This is a genomic window from Martelella sp. UBA3392, assembly GCF_002358775.1.
Classification (GTDB): Bacteria; Pseudomonadota; Alphaproteobacteria; order Rhizobiales; family Rhizobiaceae; genus Martelella; species Martelella mediterranea.
In genome coordinates, this window is the sequence record NZ_DEPM01000090.1 from 3,909 (window position 1) to 18,738 (window position 14,830).

Annotated in this window: 10 protein-coding genes and 1 tRNA gene; 5 read left to right on the forward strand and 6 right to left on the reverse strand. The window is 60.3% G+C overall.

Features of this window, described 5'->3' with window-relative positions; genetic code table 11:
• The 3 genes from B4E36_RS06600 to B4E36_RS06610 form a co-directional block, all read right to left on the reverse strand.
• Positions 1 to 1,065, reverse strand: a 1,065-nt coding sequence (locus B4E36_RS06600; RefSeq protein ID WP_345900150.1) for a hypothetical protein, incomplete at its 3' end; no start/stop codon positions are given.
• Complete coding sequence (locus B4E36_RS06605) at positions 1,062 to 2,327, reverse strand: Gfo/Idh/MocA family protein (RefSeq protein ID WP_292053216.1); 1,266 nt, start codon at positions 2,325 to 2,327, stop codon at positions 1,062 to 1,064. The genes B4E36_RS06600 and B4E36_RS06605, both read right to left, overlap by 4 nt.
• A 78-nt stretch (positions 2,328 to 2,405) precedes the next feature.
• The gene (locus B4E36_RS06610; protein WP_292053226.1) at positions 2,406 to 3,497 is read right to left on the reverse strand and encodes a GntR family transcriptional regulator; all 1,092 of its coding nucleotides are present in this window, start codon (positions 3,495 to 3,497) and stop codon (positions 2,406 to 2,408) included.
• Between the two features lie 486 nt (positions 3,498 to 3,983).
• Here B4E36_RS06610 and dnaE point away from each other — a divergent pair, with 486 nt between their 5' ends.
• Both dnaE and B4E36_RS06620 read left to right on the forward strand, forming a co-directional pair.
• Positions 3,984 to 7,451: a DNA polymerase III subunit alpha gene (dnaE, locus tag B4E36_RS06615; RefSeq protein WP_345900151.1), complete on the forward strand. Its 3,468-nt coding sequence runs from the start codon at positions 3,984 to 3,986 to the stop codon at positions 7,449 to 7,451.
• 424 nt (positions 7,452 to 7,875) lie between these two features.
• A complete protein-coding gene (locus B4E36_RS06620) occupies positions 7,876 to 8,955 on the forward strand; it encodes a porin (RefSeq protein ID WP_292053230.1) in 1,080 nt (359 codons plus the stop codon).
• A gap of 384 nt (positions 8,956 to 9,339) precedes the next feature.
• On the opposite strand, the gene B4E36_RS06625 is transcribed toward B4E36_RS06620, so the two are convergent.
• Positions 9,340 to 9,426: transfer RNA gene (locus B4E36_RS06625), tRNA-Leu, on the reverse strand.
• A 546-nt stretch (positions 9,427 to 9,972) separates the two neighbouring features.
• Here B4E36_RS06625 and B4E36_RS06630 point away from each other — a divergent pair.
• On the forward strand, positions 9,973 to 10,767 hold the full coding sequence (locus B4E36_RS06630) for a tetratricopeptide repeat protein (RefSeq protein WP_414673740.1): 795 nt from the start codon (positions 9,973 to 9,975) through the stop codon (positions 10,765 to 10,767).
• 52 nt (positions 10,768 to 10,819) lie between these two features.
• Here B4E36_RS06630 and xth read toward each other — a convergent pair whose 3' ends face one another.
• Positions 10,820 to 11,611: an exodeoxyribonuclease III gene (xth, locus tag B4E36_RS06635; RefSeq protein WP_292053232.1), complete on the reverse strand. Its 792-nt coding sequence runs from the start codon at positions 11,609 to 11,611 to the stop codon at positions 10,820 to 10,822.
• 485 nt (positions 11,612 to 12,096) lie between these two features.
• On the opposite strand from xth, the gene B4E36_RS06640 reads away from it, so the two are divergent.
• A complete protein-coding gene (locus B4E36_RS06640) occupies positions 12,097 to 13,446 on the forward strand; it encodes a uracil-xanthine permease family protein (protein WP_292053235.1) in 1,350 nt (449 codons plus the stop codon).
• 502 nt (positions 13,447 to 13,948) lie between these two features.
• Here B4E36_RS06640 and erpA read toward each other — a convergent pair.
• Positions 13,949 to 14,281 carry an iron-sulfur cluster insertion protein ErpA gene (gene erpA / locus B4E36_RS06645; RefSeq protein WP_292053237.1) on the reverse strand — a complete coding sequence of 111 codons (333 nt, stop codon included), beginning with the start codon at positions 14,279 to 14,281 and terminating at the stop codon, positions 13,949 to 13,951.
• 180 nt (positions 14,282 to 14,461) lie between these two features.
• Between erpA and B4E36_RS06650 the strand changes: the two genes are divergently transcribed.
• Positions 14,462 to 14,830 (forward strand): HD domain-containing protein (locus tag B4E36_RS06650; RefSeq protein ID WP_345900152.1); only part of this gene is annotated, 369 nt, incomplete at its 3' end.

The following is a 14,830-nucleotide window of genomic DNA, read 5'->3' on the forward strand; positions in this document are numbered from 1 at the left end:
ATGGCTCCTGCCGCGCGCGCCCCAGCCGAGTTCGACAAACAGGATGGTTTCCGTTTCCGAACCGCTGCCGACCTCGATCGGGGCGGGGCTCAGCTCGGGCGAGATGCGCTCGAACAGTTCGCCGTTTCGGAAGATATCGATGCTATCGATGAACCCGGCTCCGATTGCCTCGATATCCAAGGCGGCGTCGGGCGAGGGCGCGGTGATGCCGCCCTGCACGGTGTCGCCGATCGCCGTCAGCAGGTGGATATTGTCGCCGGTCAGCGCGTTGGTGCGACGCGCCCGCATGGCCGAAAAGATCGCGTCCCGACTGTCATCTGCCGCGTAGACCGCCATGCGACCATGGCCGTAGGAGCCGGGGAAGGCGGAATGATGATCGGTATTGCCGACCACGCCGAACACCGCGCCGCGCTTCAGCCCCGCGCGCATGGTCGAGGCGCCGTTCACCGGGCCCATGGAATGCAGGTAGGAGCGCTCGGATTCGGACTCTTCCGCGCAACCATGCATCGAAAACATCTCGACGAAGGGCGACAGTTCCGGATCGAACGTATCCCAGTTGATGCCGCGCGCGCCCTGGCGGTAGCCGATATGGTGCGGAAAGGCGAGGGCGTCGTCGCCCTTGGCGGTCTGAAGCGCCTGCTTCAGTTCGGCCGGGCTGTCGGCAAGTTCCGGTTCGGCGACATCGAGGTCGCCATAGACGATCGTGTAGTCGCCATGTTCCGACGAATGGATCTCGTAGCCGGGAAACACGGCGAAGCGGCCGGGATTCTCGAAGGCTTTCAGCACTTCGAAATGGTCCTTCCAGTTGGCTTTCAGCTTTGCGAAACCCTTGACGTGGAAATCGACGATATGGGCGACCTCCGGCACGTCGACCGGCATATCGGGCCAGGCGGCATGTCCGGTGACGGAGACGAAGTCGAGTTGCAGGGCGGCCCGCGCTAGCGCATCCTCCAGCCGGCCGTGGCCGTAGGACAGCGCACAGTGGTTGTGGATGTCGCCGAACAGCGGCTGAAGGCCGAGCCGGTTGGCGAGCGGGGTCAGGCGTTCGGGAAAACGGCGGGTCATTGCGCGAACTCCTGGGTTTCCGGGTCGACGGGCATGCCGCCGTTCTTCATGGATTTCTGTGCCGCCAGAACGATCCTGAGCGAGGCGACGCCGTCTTCGATGCCGACCGGCGGGTTTTCCCCGTCCATGAAGCGGCGGAGCGTGCGCACAAGCTCGAGATCAGCCCCGAAATGGGTGGAGTTGCGATCCGGACTGGTGAAGCCGAGCGTGCCGTGCGTGCGGCCATAATCCTCGACGATGTCGATGTCGCCAGAATGACGCTCCATCCTTATGCGGCCGGAGGAGCCGACAATCTCCAGCGTTTCCTGATCCTCGGCCCAGGGGCCGAAAATGGCGAAGAACAGACAGGCCGAAACGCCGTTTTCATAGCGGATGGTGACGATGGCGTGGTCGTCGATATCGGCGCCCGGCCGATAGACGCAGGTATCGTTGCGGTCCTCCGGCAGCGCCGCCTCGCCCCAACTCGGGTTGGCGATCGCGCCGGCGCCCTCGAAACGGTCAACCAGCGTTTCGTGGCGGCGATAAGGACAGTCCCGGTCGCAGAGCGAACAGCGTTCCGGCGCGTTCGGGTCGGGCGGGAACACGTTGCTACGGCCACCGACGGCGGTGACGGAAAGCGGCCGCGATCGCGCCACCCAGTTCAGCACGTCGAAATGATGCGAGCACTTGTCGTTGAGCGCGCCGCCCGACAACGCTTGCTTGCGGTGCCAGAGCTGCAGATAGCGGGTATAGGGGATGACCGAGCGCAGCAGGATCATCTGCGGATCGCCGATGCGGCCGGAATGGGCAAGCTTCACCGTCTCGACCCAAGGCTTTTCGTAGCGCCGGGTAAAGGCCATCAGCACCGGTTGACCGGCCTTTGCCTCCGCCGCCTGAATGGCTTCCGCGTCATCCAGCGTCACCGAGATCGGCTTGTCGAGATAGACGCGCTTGCCGGCCGCGATCGCCGCCTCGACTGGCGCGCGATGGGCATTGGTATGCGTGGTGACGACCACCAGATCCACGGCCGGATCCGCAACGGCGGCGTCCAGACTTTCAAAAACCCGCACGGCATGGCGGATGCCCGCTCTGCCATAGAGCGCGTTCAGATGGTCGGCGGCATAACCGGCGCGGTCTTCCAGCCGGTCGAACACGCCAATGATGCGAAAGCCGGTCTCCGCCGCGATTTCGGCCATGCGCGAGCCGACATAATAGATACCGCGCTCGCCGGCGCCGATAATGGCGACGCCCGTGGTTTTCTGCTGGACCGGCTCCTGGAGCATGCAATGCCTCTGAACTTGTTCTTGTTATCGGCATCGGATGCTATTTGAGTATATGTATGTGTACAATAATTGATGTACTCAATCGGTGTGGAGATCGATCACCGATCCATGGCGGACGTAGGAAATGGGGAGATAATGGGTTTGCGGCTCCTCCGGCCTGTCGGCGATCCGTCCACGGATGATCCGCTCGAACACCGCAAGCTTCTCGTCATGGCTGTTGCCCACCACATCGAACCGGCTGAGATGCTCCGACTGAAAATCCGTGCTGCCGAGCATGATAACGCTAAGATCGCGGCCCGCCTCAAGGCCGAGCTTGGCGAGGGCGCGCTCCAGAATGAAACCTTCGACAACGCCCCAGGCGATCAACGCCGTGAACGGAAGCCGCCCCTCGTCATCGGCGTGCCGACCGATCGCCGCGGCGATGTCGTCGATCTGATAGCTGCCGGGCAGCGCGTTCAGTTCGATGAGAAAACGCTGGTCTGGATCGGGAAGAAAGCTGCCGAGCAGATGGAACTCGCGGCGTGCCATCGCGATCTGGCGGGCATGATGGGCCGATGTCAGAAAGGCGATCTTGTCGTGGCCGCTTTCCCTGAAGGTGCGGAAGGCGATCGACAGCGCCTCGCGCCAATTGGTGCCGATGGCGTCGACATCGATGCCGGTCGCCGAAACCCCGTCGATGACGATATGGTCGGCCTGCCTGTGGAGGGCGGCCAGGAATGCGACCGTCAGAATCTCGAAATTCACCTGAATGAGGCAGGCTCGGAACCGCCCGATCCGTTCCAGCACGTCGATCGCCTGGGCGTCGCTCGAAAAGCCGAGCTGCAGCACTGAAAAGCCGGCGGACTTTATCCGTGTCGCGACCTCCTGCAGCGTCACCCGCGCCAGCCTGCTGTCGGAGTTGCGATAGAGTATAAGAAGGTCCGCGGCATAATTCTCGGGCTCCTTCTCCTCGGGCATGCCGGCGACGACGATACCCGCACCCGGACGGGCGATCAGACGGCCGTCCTCGAGAAACGGCTTCAGCGCCGCCTCCACGGTGCGCTGCGCCGTTCCGAATTCGCGCATCAGATGACGGACGGTCGGAAGCCTCTCGCCGGGCGATGCCCTGTCAATCCTGTCTTCCAGCCACCGACCGATAGCGGCGACGACCTGTTTGGTTTTGTTCTGCATATGGGTATTGTGAGTATAATTTATACCCGATGCAAGTCGTAAGTACACATTTGGCTTTACCCCAGATCCGCGGTGGCTATCAGAAAGGCAAGCCGGGTTCCGCGGATTGGGTGCCGAAGAGAGGTCTTCGCCGAGTTTTTTCAAACGCGGACATGTACCAATATCGTCCATATTTTCAGATGCTTGTCTGGGTTTCGAGTCTCTCCGCGCGGTGTGATCTGTTTTCGTCAGCAATAAAACGACTTGTAATGAGAACAAAAATAGAACATAAAAGGACTATAAGCAAAACGGAGGCGATCATGACCGATATTCTGCGCGACATCGCGGCTTTCTTCTCAGTCAGCCTGTTCCTGGCCAGCATGGCGTTGATCGTGAGCTCGCTATAGGTTTCTGTGCATTGCGAGACGAGTGATTGCACCGGCGTTGCTCGCCTGCCAAAATCGGGTGACGCATTTGATTTGGCGGCGGTGAAGGAGTGATCTCGAGATGCAGGCTGAAGGCAAAGAGCAGGCGGTTCGTTTCGTGCATTTGCGCGTTCACTCGGCCTATTCGCTGCTCGAGGGCGCGCTGCCGCTGAAAACGGTGATGAAGCTCGCCGTGGCCGACAGGCAGCCCGCGATTGCGGTGACAGATACCAATAATCTCTTCTGTGCGCTGGAGTTTTCCCAGAAGGCCGTGGGCGAGGGGCTCCAGCCGATCATCGGCTGCCAGTTGTCGATCGATATGGAAGATGGCGGCGACGGTGAGCGTCGTAGCGGCGGGCATCTGCCGCCGAAGAAACCGTCAATCGTGCTTCTCGCCGCCGATCCGACCGGCTATGCCAATCTGATGCATCTTGTCAGTGAGGCCTATCTCGGCGGAGAGGGGCATGACAGTATATATATAACGAAGTCATGGCTCAGCGCGCATTCGGACGGTTTGATCGCGCTCACCGGCGGGCGGACCGGCCCGATCGACGAGGCCGTTATTTCCGGTTTCGAGGCGAAGGCCGCCGAAAGGCTCGCATTCCTGAAATCCGCTTTTGGCGACCGGCTCTACGTGGAAGTGCAGCGGCACGGCAATTTCGATGTCCAGCACGAGCGTCGGGTTATCGCTCTCGCCTATGAACTCGATCTTCCGCTGGTCGCGACCAATGAGGCGTTTTTCCCGAGCCGCGATGATTTCGAGGCGCATGACGCGCTGATGGCGGTGGCGCACAATGCGATCGTATCCGACGATCGCCGTTTCAGACTGACGCCGGATCACTATTTGAAATCACAGGAAGAAATGGCGGCTCTGTTTGCCGATCTGCCCGAAGCGATCGAGAACACCGTGGAGATCGCGCGCCGATGCAGCTTCGTGCTGGATACCCGCATGCCCATTCTGCCACGCTTCACCGGCGCCTCAGATGATCCCGAAGAGGCGGAGCGGGCGGAAGCCGCGGAGCTGCGCCGGCAGGCGCGCGAGGGGCTGGAGGCGAGGCTTGCCCATGTGGGCCTGAGCCCGGGCCACACGCGCGAGGACTATTTCGAGCGGCTCGACTATGAGCTCGGCGTGATCGAAGGCATGAAGTTTCCGGGCTACTTCCTGATCGTTGCCGACTTCATCAAATGGTCGAAGGAGCGCGATATTCCGGTCGGCCCCGGACGCGGCTCCGGCGCGGGTTCGCTGGTCGCCTACGCCTTGACGATCACGGATGTCGATCCGCTACGATTTTCCTTGCTGTTCGAACGCTTCCTCAATCCCGAACGCGTGTCGATGCCGGACTTCGATATCGACTTCTGCCAGGACCGGCGCGAAGAAGTGATCCGCTACGTGCAGGAGAAATATGGTCGCGCGCAGGTTGCCCAGATCATTACTTTCGGATCACTGCAGGCCCGCGCGGCGCTGCGCGACGTCGGGCGCGTGCTCGAAATGCCCTATGGTCAGGTCGACCGCATTTCCAAACTCGTTCCCAACAATCCCGCCAACCCCGTGACGCTCGCCCAGGCGATTGAGGACGAACCCAAGTTTCAGGAGGCTGCGGAAGAGGAACCGATCGTCGGTCGGCTGCTCGCGATTGCTCAGAAGATCGAAGGGCTTTATCGCCACGCCTCGACTCATGCGGCGGGTATCGTCATTGGTGACCGCTCGTTGTCGCAGCTCGTGCCGATGTATCGTGATCCGCGCTCCGACATGCCGGTCACCCAGTTCAATATGAAATGGGTGGAACAGGCCGGACTTGTGAAGTTCGACTTTCTGGGCCTGAAGACATTGACGGTGCTGAAGACAGCGGTCGATTTCATCGCCCGAAAGGGGATAGCGGTCGATCTCTCGCTCGTCCCGCTGGATGATCCCGAATCCTACGAAATGCTCGCGCGCGGCGAGACGGTCGGCGTGTTCCAGGTGGAAAGCGCTGGCATGCGCAAGGCGCTGATCGGCATGCGGCCGGACCGTATCGAGGACCTGATCGCGCTGGTGGCGCTCTACCGTCCGGGCCCGATGGAAAACATCCCGGTCTATAATGCGCGCAAGCATAATGAGGAGGAGATCGAATCGATCCACCCGCTAATTGACCCGCTGCTAGCCGAAACCCAGGGCGTGATCATCTACCAGGAACAGGTGATGCAGGTGGCACAGGTGCTGGCGGGCTATTCGCTCGGCGAAGCGGACCTTCTGCGCCGCGCCATGGGCAAGAAGATCAAGGAGCAGATGGACAAGCAGAGGGTCCGGTTTGTCGAGGGCGCGGTGGAGAAGGGCGTCAAGAAACAGCGTGCCAACGAGATTTTCGATCTGCTCGCGAAATTCGCCAATTACGGCTTCAACAAGTCCCACGCCGCCGCCTATGCGATCGTGTCCTATCACACGGCCTTCCTGAAAGCGCATTATCCTGTCGAGTTCCTTGCGGCCTCGATGACGCTCGACATGGCCAATACCGAAAAGCTGAACGATTTCCGTCATGATGCGCAGCGTCTCGGCATCGAGGTCGTCGCCCCTTCGGTGCAGACCAGCTTCCGGCATTTCGAGCCGGGCGAAGGACGGATTTTCTATGCACTCGCGGCCATCAAGGGCGTCGGCGAGGCGGCGGTCGATCACATCGTCGCGGTCAGAGGGGACCGCGCGTTCGATAGCCTGGAGGATTTCGCGCGGCGGATCGACCCGAAACTCGTCAACCGCAGGGTGCTCGAAAGCCTGATCTGCGCCGGCGCCTTCGATTGCTTTGGCAAGGATCGCGCGGCGCTTCTGGCCGGTCTCGATCGCATCATCGGTCTGGCGCAGCGCAGCCAGGATGACAAGACGAGCGGACAGGCAGATATTTTCGGCAGTGCCGGCGACCTGCCTCAGATCACGCTACCGGATTATACCCCGATGCCGGATTCGGAGCGGCTGATGCGCGAATTCCAGATGCTGGGCTTTTATCAGACCGCCCATCCGCTTGACGCCTATGCCGATATATTGTCCCGCATGCGCGTTCAGAGCTTTGCCGATTTCTCGCTTTCGGTGAAGAATGGTGCCGGCCGCGGGCGCCTGGCCGGCACGGTGGTGGCCAAGCAGGAGCGCAAGACGCGCACCGGCAACCGTATGGGCATCATCACGCTTTCGGATGCGACCGGCCAGTTCGAGGCGGTGCTGTTCTCCGAGATGCTTTATCAATACCGCGACCTTCTGGAACCGGGAACCTCTGTTGTCATCACCGTGGCGGCCGATGTCCGTCCCGAAGGCATCGGCATGCGGATACAGACGGTCCAGTCGCTCGAGGAAGAGGCTGTGCGCCAGCAAAGCGCGATGCGCGTCTACCTGCGCGATGATTCGCCGTTGGCGTCGCTGTCCCGGCACCTGAACAGCAGCGGAGACGGGGTCGTGTCCTTCGTGGTTATCCAGAACGAGGGGCTGCGTGAAGTGGAGGTCGAGCTTCCGGGCAAGTACAGGCTCTCCCCGGAAGTGGCGTCAGCCATGCGCGCGGTATCGGGCGTGGTTGACGTCGAACTCGTTTAGCCCTTTGCGGTAGAGGTGATCAGGTTCGATTCGTTTTCGCGGTGGTCGAAAGCCGGACTTCGCTTCGTTTTTGGCGGGTATTGGGCGCGTTTGCACGTCGAAGTCGCAGAATATGCGGCGTTTTTGTCGCGGCCTGCTTGCGGTGGCTGGATGGAGCCGCTCTGTTGACGCTTGTTTTCTTTACCTTTTGTAAAGGTTTGGGGCTCCCACGACCCCAACTTGTTGCGTATCGGCAACAGCAAGCCGGTAAGGAAGCCTCGGCGGCGGTTATGCGGGCGATTGACGATTGCGATCGGGCGGCGGTCTTGTATGTTCATAGTCAGAAGCGAGGGTCTAGACAGCCCGATCTTCTTGAAACCCGGAATGGGGCAGGGAACGCTCAGGCGAAAAACCCATTCCGCTTTAAAACCTTTTGGAGGTCATTATGAACGTGAAGAGCCTTCTTCTCGGCTCCGCTGCAGCAGTCGCGGCAGCTTCCGGCGCCCAGGCAGCCGACCCGGTTGTGGTCATCGAGCCTGTAGCTGCCAACTATGTAGAAATCTGCGACGCCTTTGGTGCCGGCTACTTCTACATCCCGGGTACTGAAACCTGCCTCGATATCGGTGGTTACATCCGTTTCCAGATTGACGCTCAGACCGGTGCGAATTCGCCGGATAGCTGGAACGTATGGACTCGCGGCCATATCGACATCTCTTCGAAGACCGAAACCGAACTCGGTGTTCTGACCGGTTTCATCTCGCTGAACTCCGAATATTATTCCGATGACGGTTCCTCCACTACCTACCTCGACGAGACCTACCTCGCTCTTGGCGGTTTTCAGGCTGGTTACTTCAACAGCTATTGGGATCAGGGCCTTCTCGGCGAAATCGATGACCTGAACGGCCAGACCAAGTTCAACTCGGTCCGTTACGTCTACACCGGCGATGGTTTCGTAGGCGGCATCTCGCTCGACGCTCTTGAGCCGTCCATGATCGGCCTGATGAACAGCGGCAACAATGTACCGCACCTCGGCGTTTCGGGCCGTATCGGCTTCCAGGCTGGCGGCGTTGGCGCCAAGCTCGATGTCGGTTACGACACCTACAACGAAGAAGCTGCTTTCCGCGCTATGGCCTCGCTGGCGCTTGGCCCGGGCGCTCTTGACCTCGGTGCTATCTATGCAACCGGCTGGAACGCTTATGCCGTTACCTACGGCGCCAACGACTTCCAGGATTACTCGCTGGCGACCCCGACCGTTATTCCGGGCGTATATGCCGAGTGGGCTCTGGCCGCCGGTTACAAGCTGAACGTAAGCGACAACTTCGCGATGACGCCTGCTGTTCAGTGGACCTCGGCTAACATTCCGGGTGCCGACAATGAGGACTTCTGGTCCGCTGGCGTACTCTTCGACTACACCATCGTCGAAGGTCTGAGCGCCAAGCTGAACGTTCGTTACACCGATACGCCTGATCAGTACTATGCTGATGATTACTGGGCTGGTTGGTTCCGTCTGCAGCGCGACTTCTAAGAAGACGCCTTTAGATATCAGGAAAAGCCCGGCCGTCTGGTCGGGCTTTTTCGTTGTGCAGAAGAGCGGTGACGTTCTCTGTGTTTTGCGGCTGGCGAGCTTGGTCTCCTTGCCGATTGTCCGGATGGCCTCGATTGCGAAAATCGGCACCTGCTTTGTCTGCGGACGTCAATGAGGCGCAATGGCTGACGCGGAGTTCGTTCAGCTCTGCAGTATTTCGGCGACCAGGCGCTTCTGATGATTGTGAGCACGGATCGTTCCCTGAGACGGGCGGTATTGCTGTAAAACGCCGAGCTGATCTGGATATGATTCGCCGCTTTTTCGGTCCGACCGTGCACCGCTGGAAGCGTCGACAGAGCGCCTGATTGCTGTTCTCCGATAGGCTGGTGCGGACGGCGGGGGTCGAACCCGCATGACCATCCGGTCGAGGGATTTTAAGTCCCTTGCGTCTACCAGTTTCGCCACGCCCGCAACAGGTCTTCCCGAACACGGGAATGGCTCGACTTCCGCCTGGTTGCGTCGGAGAAGGGGTATCGACCTTTCCGGCGCGCGTTTTTGCGAAGTTAAGCCGCAACCTGCATCCGCTTCCCCGCAATCGGCGAAGCGGTGAGCGATGTGTAGTATGGCGAAGCGACTTCCGCAATAGAGCAAGGCAATTGGGCCGATGGTTCCACACGGGATCAGGTGATGAACGGGCAGCGTTTGTTGAAAGCGCTGCGGCAGCGTTTGTCCGTGACCTCGCCTGGAGCGCGGGACGATGCGCTTGGCGGGAGAGCCGAGGCCTTCCCGCGTCATCGACATGTTAACGCTTTCCAATGAATCCGATGACTGTGGCTCTTCTGTCACAGCAATTGTTTCAGTTCTCTCGTACAAACGATCCCGGCGTTAGCGTCTATTTCCCGCCACAAACACGGGGCATGTGAAAGGGGACAGAGCGCGCAGCAGTCCGCCGGACGTGCGATCGCGGTTTTATCCGACAAGATCTTTGCGCCCTCGACAACGTGGTGAAATCGTTTGATGATGAAGGCAATTCTGAGACAGACAGGCGTGTATGTGGTGGCGGCGGGCTTGCTCGTCATGGCCGGCGCGCCGGTATCGTCCTTTGATATCTCCAACGACATACCCAAGGATTCCGGGCGTTTCGATCTGTTCCGCTTCGGCTTCAAGGCCTACAAGAACGGCGACAAGCAGAAGGCGGTCGAAGCCTATCGCTACGCTGCCGAGAAGGGCCATACCGGCTCGCGCTGGGCGCTGGCGAATATGTATGCGTTCGGTGATGGCGTGCCGGAAAACGACTACGAGGCGTTTAAGGCCTATGCGGAGATCGTCAACCACGATGTCGAGCCCGGCTCGCCCGATACCGGATTTTATGTCAATGCGCTTCTCGCGCTTGCCGGCTACTACAAGGCCGGCATTCCGGATACGCCGGTGGAGAAGGACTTGGCGCAGGCCCGCCAGCTTTATTTTCAGGCCGCTTCGGTCTTCGGCAATCCGGAGGCGCAGTTCCAACTCGCCCAGATGATCCTGAATGGCGAGGGCGGCGCGAAGAATGTGCGCCTCGCCAAGAAATGGCTGAACCTTGCCAGAAAGAACGGCAATATCAGTGCGATGGCCGTTTTCGGCGACCTGATTTTCAACGAAGGCCAGCCGGTGCTCGGTCTTGCATATCTCACCATGGCGGCCGATCGTTGCCAGATCGGTGATTGCAGCTGGATTCGTGATCTGCAGGAAAAGTGCTTTTCCGTGGTGGACGAGAATGACCGCCGCGGCGCGATCGCGCTCGCGCATAATATGAGCACCAGTTCGCCCTGAGGCGCACACGTCCGGACCTGCGGCAAGCCGCCGCATCCAAGCCTCAAACTTTCTAGGCCCAGGCGCAATCAAACTGGCAGATCACCGGCACATGGTCGGATGGCTTTTCCCAGCTTCGTACACTCTTGTCTATCGAGGTGGCCGCCAGCCTGTCGGCGGCTTCGGCCGATAGCAGCATATGATCGATGCGGATGCCATTGTTCTTCTGCCAGGCTCCGGCCTGATAATCCCAGAATGTGTACTGACCGCCGGCTTCGTCGGCGCCGGCCACGGCGTCGTAGAGCCCCAGCCCGAGCAATTCTGAAAAGGCCTCTCTGGTCTGCGGCAAGAACAGCGCGTCGCCCGCCCAGACGGCGGGATCGTGGCAGTCACAGGGGCGCGGAATGACATTGTAGTCGCCCGCCAGCACCAGCGGTTCCTCAAGGCTGAGCCGCTCTTTGGCCAGAGCTTTCAAACGCTCCATCCACGCAAGCTTGTAGGGATATTTCGGTGTGTCGACGGGATTGCCGTTCGGCAGATAGATGGAGGCGACGCGGATCACCCCGTCCTTCACGCTGAAGACACCTTCGATATAGCGCGACTGGTCATCATCATGGCCATCCGAAAAGCCGCGTTGGACGTCTTCCGGCGCTTTCTTCGACAGAAGTGCTACGCCGTTGAAGCCTTTCTGGCCGTGCGTCTCCACGTGGTAGCCGAGGTCCTGAAAGGGAGCTGCCGGGAAATTCTCATCGACGGACTTGATCTCCTGCAGGCAGACAATGTCGGGCGATGCCATCTCTAGCCACCGGACCAAGTTTTCCTGCCGCGCCTTGATGCCGTTGATGTTCCAGGTGGCTATCTTCATGTCAAAATCCGTGTCCGCGACCGCATTGGGGAAACCGTTTCGCCCGTGCCAGGCGTTTCAGAAAAGCCATTGTTCACGACGCTTGCGTCGCGGCAACCGGGTCGCGCGATCATGCCGGATCAGGGACGGGCAAGGAAACCCCCGACGGGCGTTAATCAACATGTCTTTGGCACGGCCGATAGCCAGATGGGCCAAATGGAAGGTCGGCAGGGCGCAGCGCCGTCGGCTGCTTCCCTTGTGCTTTGCCACAGAAATGAGCAGTTCGCGTTCTCGTTGCATGAATTCGTGCCTAAGGCGCGAGGCGCAAGCCATGCCGCTTCAGGCTGCCTCGTACAATCGCCGGGATGCGAAACGTGTAATGGGCGTAGTTTTCGCTTCTTGCGCGCATGAAACATTATGTGACACATTTGTGGCACGGATGTTGCTTGGGACATTCGTGTAAGTGCGAGCGATAACAAGCGGCCAAGGCCGCGGGGGATGAACTAATGTCCGATCAACATCATATCATATACAAACTCAACGACGTGCCTTCGCCGGGCGCCTCGTTTCTGGCTGCCATCCAGCACATTCTGGCCAGCATCATCGGCATCGTCACGCCGACGCTCATCATCGGCGGCGCTCTGGGGCTTGGCGCTCACATGCCGTATCTTCTGGCCATGTCGATGTTCGTCTCGGGCGTCGCGACCTTCATTCAGTGCCGGCGCATGGGGCCGGTGGGCTCCGGCCTTCTCAGCGTTCAGGGCACCAGCTTCGCCTTTCTCGGCGTCATTCTGGCGGCGGGTTTCGCGGTCAAGGGCAGGGGGGGCACGCCGGAGGACATTCTGGCGATGATCTTCGGGCTCTGCCTCGTCGGTTGCGTGGTCGAGATCGTGCTCAGCCAGTTCATCACCCGGATGGGCCGCATTGTCACGCCGACGGTGACCGGTATCGTCATCACCGTGATCGGCCTCAGCCTGGTGAAATCGGGCTTCACGGATTTTGCCGGCGGCGCCGGCGCCGGAGAAGCGCTTGGCGCGCCGGTCAATATCTTCCTCGGCCTGCTCGTTGTTGCGGTCATCATCTTCTTCTCGTTCTCCAAACAGCCCATGGTCAGGATCGCGGCGATCATGCTCGGCCTGCTGGTCGGCTTCATCGTTTCGATCTTCTTCGGCATGGTGAACTTTTCGCAGCTCGGCACACAGCCTGTCTTCGCCGTTCCCGTACCGCTGAAGTTCGGCCTGGATTTCGACCTCGGCCTGTTCATCCCGATCGCTTTCGTCTACCTGATCACCGCGATCGAGACGACCGGAGACCTGACGGCAAACTCGGTTATTTCCGGTGAGCCGGTTCAGGGCGATGTCTATCTGGACCGCATCAAGGGCGGCGTGCTCGCTGACGGCATAAATTCGGGGATTGCGGCGTTGTTCTGCACCTTCCCGAACACGACCTTCAGCCAGAATAACGGCGTTATCCAGATGACCGGCGTGGCCAGCCGCCATGTCGGGTTCTATATCGCGGGCATTCTCGTGGTGCTCGGCTTCTTCCCGATCATCGGCGGGGCGTTCCTGCTGGTGCCGAAGCCCGTGCTCGGCGGGGCCACGGTGGTGCTGTTCGGATCGATTGCCGTCGCGGGGATCAGGATTATTGCCTCCGAGCCGATCGACCATCGCAAGGTCTATATCATGGCGGTTTCGTTCGGCCTCGGGCTTGGCGTCACCCTGGTGCCCCAGTCGATGCAGCAGATGCCGGATATCATCCAGAAGGTGTTTGCGACGCCGATTACGCTGTCGGGCATTTCGGCCATCCTGCTCTCGCTCCTCATTCCGGAGCGGGCGGGCAAGACGATCGATGCCTGAAGACGAGCGGGGGCTGCCTTGGGGGCCCCGGCTTTTGCAGCGTCCCGGACACCGCGTCCGGGGCGTTTTGCTTTGCTGGTGTGTCGGGGACGGAGTGGTTGTAAGCGCAGGCTGTCCGGGCATTGCTCGCGATGGCGCGATCATATGACGGGCCTGAATAGAAAAAAGAACACCCCGGCGCAGGGATATGCCGGGGTGTTCCTGGAGGTCATCGCGAACGCGGCTGCCTGAAAGGCCAAAGTCGGTAGACGGCCGACTTAACCAACCCACGATGAATTTGGTCATAACGCCAAGCGCTATAAATTGAACCTAATCACTTGTCGTTCTTTAGTCAATCAGATGATTAAAAAATAAATCGCCGTGCGGCGAAAGGGGCATTGATGCCAGAAGCCTCAAAATGAAGGCTGCCGCAGACGCCCCTTGGCCCAGCCTTCGAACGTCGTTCGGAGAAGGTGCCGAGCGCGCACGAGCGGCAGCTACAGCAGCGCTTTTGCAAGAACAGTCAGATCGAGAAACTGGTGCCGCAGCCGCAGCTTGCGACCGCGTTCGGGTTCTGGATCTGGAAGGACTGGCCGAGCAGGTTGTCGACGAAGTGGATTTCCGAGCCGGCCATGTAGACCAGCGAAATCTCGTCGATCAGCACTTTTGCGTCGCCGCGGGTAATCACGACGTCATCGGCTTCGGGGTCCTCGGCGAGATCGAACTTGTAGGAGAAACCGGAGCAGCCGCCGCCTTCCACTGCAACGCGCAAGGCCTTCTTGCCGTCTTCGGCTGCGATGATTGCGGCGATCTTCTTGGCCGCCGCCTCTGAAAGCGTGACAGTCTTGGTGTCCATTGTCAGTCTCCTGAGCCCGGCAAACGGGCTGAAATCGGTGTTTTGGCGCACGGAATGATCCACGCCTTCCAATGGCCTTTGATCTTAGTTAAGAACGGCGGTGACAGCCGTCAACGGTCTATCTGCAACCGGGTGGCCGGCAGGACGCAAGCAGGAACGCTTCCCGCGACAGGAATAAGCATGACAATCGACAAATCGGCATTGGGTTTCGGCGATGTGGCGCTCGCGCCCTATGCCTGCAATCCGTGGAAAAGCCGCGGCCGGCTCTATCCCGAGCCCGACAGCCTGACGCGCTCGCCATTCCAGCGCGACCGCGACCGCATCATCCACACCACCGCCTTCCGCCGGCTGAAGCACAAGACCCAGGTGTTCATCGCCAATGACGGCGATCATTACCGCACACGCCTGACCCATACGATCGAGGTCGCGCAAGTCGCCCGTTCGCTCGCCCGCGCGTTGCGTCTGGACGAGGACCTCGCCGAGGGCGTGGCGCTGGTGCATGATTTCGGCCATACGCCGTTCGGTCATACCGGCGAGGATGCGCTGCAC